Here is a 6,258-nt window from a genome sequence, read left to right on the forward strand (position 1 = left end):
CGACAACTCGAAGAACCTTACGGACCCCACATGCTTGTGTCAACCCCCGGCCCCGGCGCTACCCTGGTCCGCATGACTACGCATGCGCTCACGTCCAGCCTTCGCTGGTGGGCCGCCTGACGGCGGCCGCCCCACGCATGCGCTCCACGGCCGCCGCCTCGGCGGCCGTTCGCGTTTCTGCCCCCTGGCAGTCGGCCGCCGGCCCCGGCGCCCGACCGACCGACACCCCAGAGGGAGAACGACCGACCATGACCACGATCTTCAGCGGTATCAAGCCGACCGGGCACCTGACGCTGGGCAACTACCTCGGGGCCGTCCGGCAGTGGGTCGCCGCGACCGGGGCCGGCGCTCCCGAGGAGACCCTCTACTGCGTCGTGGACCTGCACGCGCTCACCGTCGAGCACGATCCGGCGCGCGTCCGGCGCCTGAGCCGGCAGGCGGCGACGCTGCTGCTGGCCGCCGGACTCGACCCGGAGATGTGCACGCTCTTCCTGCAGAGCCACGTCAGCGAGCACACCCGGCTGCACTACCTGCTGGAGTGCACGGCGTCGGACGGCGAGCTGCGCCGCATGATCCAGTACAAGGAGAAGGCGGCGAAGGCGGAGGCGGCCGGCCAGGGGGTGCGGCTGTCGCTGCTGACGTATCCCGTGCTGATGGCCGCCGACATCCTCGCGTACCGGGCCGACGAGGTGCCGGTGGGTGAGGACCAGCGGCAGCACGTGGAGCTGGCGCGGGACCTGGCGGTGCGGTTCAACCAGCGGTACGGGCCGACGTTCACCGTGCCGAGGGCGACGCTGCCGGCGGTGGCCGCGCGCGTGATGGACCTCCAGGACCCGACGTCCAAGATGGGCAAGTCCCACGACGTCACCACGGGCATCGTCTACCTGCTCGACGAGCCGGACGTCGTCACGCGCAAGGTCATGCGCGCCGTGACCGACAACCTGGGGGGCGTCGCGTACGACCGCGCGACCCGGCCCGGTGCCGCGAACCTGCTGGACGTCCTCGCCGCCTGCACCGGTGGGGACCCGGTGGAGCTGGCCGCCGGGTACGACGGCTACGGGGCGCTGAAGCGGGACGTCGCGGAGGCGGTGGTGGAGACGCTGCGGCCGGTGCGCGAGCGGCACGCCGAGCTGGCCGCCGATCCGGCGGCGGTGGAGAAGGTGCTGCGGGCGGGCGCAGAGCGGGCCCGGTCGCTCGCGCGGCCGGTGGTGGACCGGGCGTACGAGGCGATCGGGCTGCTCGCGCCCTGAAGGGCGTGCGGGCGGACGCCCGTCGTTCGTCGTGCGGGGCCCGGACCGGTGCCGGGCCCCGTACGCCGCCGTGCCCGGCGCGGTGTCAGTTGGTGCCGGCGGCCAGTTCGCGGCTGCGGTCGCGGGCGGCTTCGAGGGCGGCGATGAGGGCCGCGCGGACGCCGTGCCGCTCCAGCTCGACGATGGCGTTGATGGTCGTGCCGGCCGGGGAGGTGACGGCCTCGCGGAGCTTGACCGGGTGCTCGCCGCTGTCGCGGAGCATCACGGCGGCGCCGATCGCCGCCTGCACGATGAGGTCGTGGGCCTGGGCCCGGGGCAGGCCGAGCAGGATGCCCGCGTCGGTCATGGCCTCGACCAGGAAGTAGAAGTAGGCGGGGCCGGAGCCGGACAGGGCGGTGGCGGCGTCCTGCTGGGACTCCGGCACGCGCAGGGTCTTGCCGACACCGCCGAAGATCTCCTCGGCGTGGGCGAGGTGGCCGGCGTTCGCGTGGCTGCCCGCCGAGATGACCGACATGGCCTCGTCCACGAGGGCCGGGGTGTTGGTCATGACGCGGACGACCGGGGTGCCGGGGGCGAGCCGGTCCTCGAAGAAGGAGGTCGGGATACCGGCGGCGCCGCTGATGATCAGGCGGTCGGCCGGGACGTGCGGGGCGAGCTCGTCCAGCAGGGCGCCCATGTCCTGCGGCTTGACCGTGAGGATGAGGGTGTCGGCGCGCTTGGCGGCCTCGGCGTTGGAGACGGCCTCGACGCCGTAGCGGGTGCGCAGTTCCTCCGCGCGTTCCGGGCGGCGGGCGGTGACCAGGAGCTTCGAGGCCGGCCAGCCGCCTCGGATCATGCCGCTGAGCAGGGCCTCGCCGATCTTGCCGGTGCCGAGGACTGCGACTGTCTGGGTCATGCCCGTTTCACCTCGCCGAACGAACCTTCAGGACGTACGTCCTCATCCTTGCACCCGGGCGGGTCCCGGCGGCAGCGCTGTCCGGTCCGTGGTCAGGGGGCGTGCGGGCGTGCGGGCGTGCGGGCGTGCGGGCGTGCGGGCGTGCGGGTCAGGGTGTGCGGCGGCGCAGGGTGGCGGCGCCGAGGGCGAGGACCAGCAGGGCGCAGCCGGCCACGACGACGACGTCGCGGACGAAGTCGGCGGTCATGTCGGTGTGGGTGAGGACCTGGCTCATGCCGTCGACGGCGTAGGACATGGGCAGGACGTTCGACAGGCCCTCCAGGACGGGCTGCATGGTGGCGCGGGGCGCGAACAGTCCGCACAGCAGCAGCTGGGGGAAGATCACGGCCGGCATGAACTGGACGGCCTGGAACTCGGAGGCCGCGAAGGCCGAGACGAACAGTCCGAGGGCGGTGCCGAGCAGGGCGTCGAGCAGGGCGACCAGGAGCAGCAGCCAGGGCGAGCCGACGACGTCGAGGCCGAGCAGCCACAGGGCGAGGCCGGTGGCGAGCACGGACTGCAGGGCGGCCATGGTGCCGAAGGCGAGGGCGTAGCCGGCGATGAGGTCGGCCTTGCCCAGCGGCATGGCGAGGAGGCGTTCGAGGGTGCCGCCGGTGCGTTCGCGCAGGGTCGCGATCGAGGTGATCAGGAACATCGTGATCAGCGGGAAGATGCCGAGGAGGGACGCGCCGACGCTGTCGAAGGTGCGCGGGCTGCCGTCGAAGACGTAGCGCAGCAGGGTCAGCATCAGGACGGGGACCAGCAGCATCAGCGCGATGGAGCGCGGGTCGTGGGTCAGTTGGCGCAGGACGCGGGCGGCGGTGGCGGTCGTGCGGGCGGGGCTCAGGGCGGGGCGCGGGGCGCGACCGGTCCTCGGGGCCGTCGGGGTCGTCGGGGTCGCCGGGGTCGCCGGGGTCGTCGGGCTCATCGGGGGTCCTCCTGGGCGGCGCGGGCGGTGGCCTCGTCGACGAGGCGCAGGAAGCCCTCCTCGACGGTGGCGGAAGCGGTACGGGCGCGCAGTGCGTCCGGGGTGTCCTGGGCGAGGATGCGGCCCTCGCGCATGAGGAGGAGGTCGTGGCAGCGCTCGGCCTCGTCCATGACGTGGGAGGAGACGAGCAGGGTGGCGCCGCGTTCGGCGGCGAGGGTGTGGAAGAGGTTCCACAGGTCGCGGCGCAGGACGGGGTCGAGGCCGACGGTGGGTTCGTCGAGGACGAGCAGCTCGGGAGTGCCGAGCAGGGCGACGGCCAGGGAGACGCGGCTGCGCTGGCCGCCGGAGAGCCGGCCGGCGAGGGCGTCGGCGTGGCCGGTGAGGTCGACGTCGGCGAGGGCGCGTGCGACGTCGGCCCGGCGGCGGTCGGCCGCGGCGCGGCCGGGGTCGAGGACGGCGGCGAAGTAGTCGAGGTTCTGCCGGACGGTGAGGTCGTCGTAGACCGAGGGCGCCTGGGTGACGTAGCCGATGCGGGAGCGCAGGGCGGGGTGGCCCGCGGGTCGACCGAGGACGTCGAGGGTGCCGGTGACGTGCGCCTGGGTGCCGACGACCGCCCGCATGAGCGTGGTCTTGCCGCAGCCGGAGGGGCCGAGGAGGCCGGTGATGCGGCCGCGGGGGACATCGAAGTCGACGCCCTGGAGGACGGTGCGCGGGGCGCGGCCGGTGCCGCGGCGGACCGTGAGGCCCCGGGCGTGGACGGCGGGGGCGGGCGCCGCGGCCTGGTTATTCATCATGTGATGAATAATGCGCCTGGCGGTGCCGCGGCGTCAATGAGGCGGACGGACGGAACCCGGTTGGACGGCGGCCGGCGGGCCCGGCCGGCGGGCGGCGGGCGGCGGCCGGCGGAGGGGGCCGGCAGGGCGGGGCAGGTGTGTCGAGGCAGGCGGTCGGTGCCGGGCGCGGGCCGCGGCCGGGCACGGGCCGCGGCCGGGCACGGGTCGGGCCCCGGCGCGGGTCGGGGCCCGGGCGCGGGTCGGGCCCCGGGCGCCGGTCGGGGCCCGGGCGGCTACTTCTTGCGCTTGGGCCGGCGGGCCGCCGGGTTGCCCGTACGGGTGCTGCGGCGCCGGTCGTACTCGGCGAGGGCGCGCTCGTACTCGGCGCGGTGCAGCTTCTCGCCGGGGGCCTCGCCGAGGCTGCGCAGGAAGTACGCGATGAGCGAGCCGATGAAACCGATCGCCTTGAGCCCCTTGAGGGAGGCCTCGTCGGAGGAGGGGGCCGGGCGGCGGCCGAAGGACTCCCAGGTCTTGATGAAGGCGATGGCGCTGCACACGGCGAACAGGACGACGACGGAGACGTTGAGGAAGGTCCCGACGTTGCCGATCTCCAGGCCCTCGTAGGCGAACCGCAGCAGGTAGGCGGAGGCCGTCGCGCCGAGGAGCGAGCCGACGGCGAGGGCGGCGCGGCGCAGGTGGTAGCCGCCGTCGTGGTTCACCCAGGTGGTGCCGTAGAAGCGGATCGGCTCGGGCCGGGGGCCGGCGGGGGGCGTGGGCCGGGACCGGTCCCGGAGGGCGTCCCGCCGGTCGTCCTTGTGGTCGTCTCGCTGCTCGTCGCTCACGGCAGCGATTATCTCCCGCGGCCCCCGCCGCGGCCCGCGCCGTCCGCAGGGTGGTCGGCCCGGCCCGGTCAGGCCCCGGGCGCGGGCCGCAGGCCTCCGGCTCGGGTCCGGGCCGCAGGCCCCCGGCTCAGGTCCGGCCGCAGGCCTCCGGCTCGGGCCTTCTCGCCTCAGGCGCAGCGCGTGGCGACGTAGCCGTCGCTGCCGGTCTGGACGTAGGCGTCGGAGACGAACTGGCCGTTGCCCACGCAGTCCCAGATGTCGGTGGTGCCGTACGGCCCGGAGACGGTGGTCCCGTCGCACTGGCAGCGGATGGTCACGGTGGCGCCGTACGGCAGCACCTTGACCACGGAGTAGTTGGTGCCCGGGCCGCTGCGCACGTTCACGCGGTAGCCGGGCGCGACCGGGTACGACAAGTAGCCGGAGTCGGCGGTCAGGCTCGCCGCCGGCGCGTCGGACTGGCTGGACTCGATCGCTTCGTTCTCGACGGACATACCGAAAATCCCCCCCCTGGGCGTCACGCTCCGCGACTCGCGCAGGGTAGCAGGACCTTGGAATCCGGCGGCGGGCATCCACTAGGCTCCCGCGGGGGTGGTACGCGATGCGGGCGCAGCGCTCGGACTACGGCGCCGGGGTCCCGGAGTTCGCCGGGGACTACCGGCTGGAATCCGTTCTCGGGTCCGGCGGCATGGGCGTCGTGCATCTGGCCACGTCCGGGTCGGGGCTGAAACTCGCCGTCAAGATCGTGCACTCCCAGCATGCCGAGGACCCGGAGTTCCGGGCCCGGTTCCGGCAGGAGATCGCCGCCGCCCGGCGGGTGAGCGGGGCCTTCACCGCACCCGTCGTGGACGCCGATCCGGAGGCCGAGCGGCCGTGGATGGCCACGCTCTTCATCGACGCGCCGACGCTCGCCGAGCGGGTGCGCGAGCGGGTGCTGGACGCCGGGGAGCTCGGACGGCTGGGCGCGGGGCTCGCGGAGGCGCTGCGCGACATCCACCGGGCCGGGGTGGTGCACCGCGACCTCAAGCCCAGCAACGTACTGATGGCGGCCGACGGGGCGAAGGTCATCGACTTCGGGATCTCGCGGCCGGCCGACAGCGATCTGCGGACGGAGACCGGGAAGCTGATCGGGACGCCGCCGTTCATGGCGCCCGAGCAGTTCCAGCGGCCCCGGGAGGTGGGGCCGGCGGCGGACGTGTTCGCGCTGGGCGCGGTGCTGGTGCACGCGGCCACGGGGCGGGGGCCCTTCGACTCCGACAGCCCCTACCTGGTGGCGTACCAGGTGGTGCACCACGAGCCGGACCTGACGGGCCTGCCGGCGGAGCTCGTGCCGATCGTCGCGCGCTGCCTGGCGAAGGACCCGGCGCGGCGGCCCACGGCGGACGAGCTGATCGCGGCGATGCGGGCGGTGGCGTACCCGACGTCGGAGCACACGCAGGCGTTCGTCCCGCAGCCGCGGCGGCCGGTGTCGTCGGCGGTGAGCGGGGGCGGGGCCCGGCCCGGCCCGGCGGCGGCCGACGTGGACACGCACCCC

Annotated in this window: 7 protein-coding genes; 2 read left to right on the forward strand and 5 right to left on the reverse strand. The window is 74.7% G+C overall.

The window, feature by feature from the left end; genetic code table 11:
* The first annotated feature begins 248 nt into the window (after window positions 1-248).
* On the forward strand, window positions 249-1,250 hold the full coding sequence (trpS, locus tag LG632_RS29200) for a tryptophan--tRNA ligase (RefSeq protein ID WP_226730902.1): 1,002 nt from the start codon (window positions 249-251) through the stop codon (window positions 1,248-1,250).
* Window positions 1,251-1,335: 85 nt separating this feature from the next.
* Here trpS and proC read toward each other — a convergent pair whose 3' ends face one another.
* The 5 genes from proC to LG632_RS29225 all read right to left on the reverse strand — a co-directional run bounded on the left by proC (window position 1,336) and on the right by LG632_RS29225 (window position 5,218).
* A complete protein-coding gene (proC, locus tag LG632_RS29205; RefSeq protein ID WP_226730905.1) occupies window positions 1,336-2,145 on the reverse strand; it encodes a pyrroline-5-carboxylate reductase in 810 nt (269 codons plus the stop codon).
* A gap of 148 nt (window positions 2,146-2,293) precedes the next feature.
* Window positions 2,294-3,112, reverse strand: coding sequence for an ABC transporter permease (locus LG632_RS29210; RefSeq protein WP_226730907.1), 819 nt, complete (start codon window positions 3,110-3,112; stop codon window positions 2,294-2,296).
* On the reverse strand, window positions 3,109-3,903 hold the full coding sequence (locus tag LG632_RS29215; RefSeq protein WP_226730913.1) for an ABC transporter ATP-binding protein: 795 nt from the start codon (window positions 3,901-3,903) through the stop codon (window positions 3,109-3,111). The genes LG632_RS29210 and LG632_RS29215 overlap by 4 nt, the downstream gene beginning before the upstream one ends.
* 275 nt (window positions 3,904-4,178) lie before the next feature.
* A complete protein-coding gene (locus LG632_RS29220; RefSeq protein WP_226730915.1) occupies window positions 4,179-4,628 on the reverse strand; it encodes a hypothetical protein in 450 nt (149 codons plus the stop codon).
* Window positions 4,629-4,894: 266 nt separating this feature from the next.
* Window positions 4,895-5,218 (reverse strand): SH3 domain-containing protein, encoded by a 324-nt coding sequence (locus tag LG632_RS29225; protein ID WP_226730909.1) that lies wholly within the window; start codon window positions 5,216-5,218, stop codon window positions 4,895-4,897.
* Between the two features lie 107 nt (window positions 5,219-5,325).
* Between LG632_RS29225 and LG632_RS29230 the strand changes: the two genes are divergently transcribed.
* Window positions 5,326-6,258: serine/threonine-protein kinase (locus LG632_RS29230; protein WP_226730911.1), on the forward strand; the 933-nt coding region annotated here is incomplete at its 3' end.

This window comes from Streptomyces antimicrobicus, assembly GCF_020532625.1.
GTDB lineage: Bacteria > Actinomycetota > Actinomycetes > Streptomycetales > Streptomycetaceae > Streptomyces > Streptomyces antimicrobicus.

Coding starts and splice junctions, on each gene's coding strand:
- trpS (WP_226730902.1), top strand. CDS start 249: ATGACCACGATCTTCAGCGGTATCAAGCCGACCGGGCACCTGACGCTG.
- proC (WP_226730905.1), bottom strand. CDS start 2,145: ATGACCCAGACAGTCGCAGTCCTCGGCACCGGCAAGATCGGCGAGGCC.
- LG632_RS29210 (WP_226730907.1), bottom strand. CDS start 3,112: ATGAGCCCGACGACCCCGGCGACCCCGGCGACCCCGACGACCCCGACG.
- LG632_RS29215 (WP_226730913.1), bottom strand. CDS start 3,903: ATGAATAACCAGGCCGCGGCGCCCGCCCCCGCCGTCCACGCCCGGGGC.
- LG632_RS29225 (WP_226730909.1), bottom strand. CDS start 5,218: ATGTCCGTCGAGAACGAAGCGATCGAGTCCAGCCAGTCCGACGCGCCG.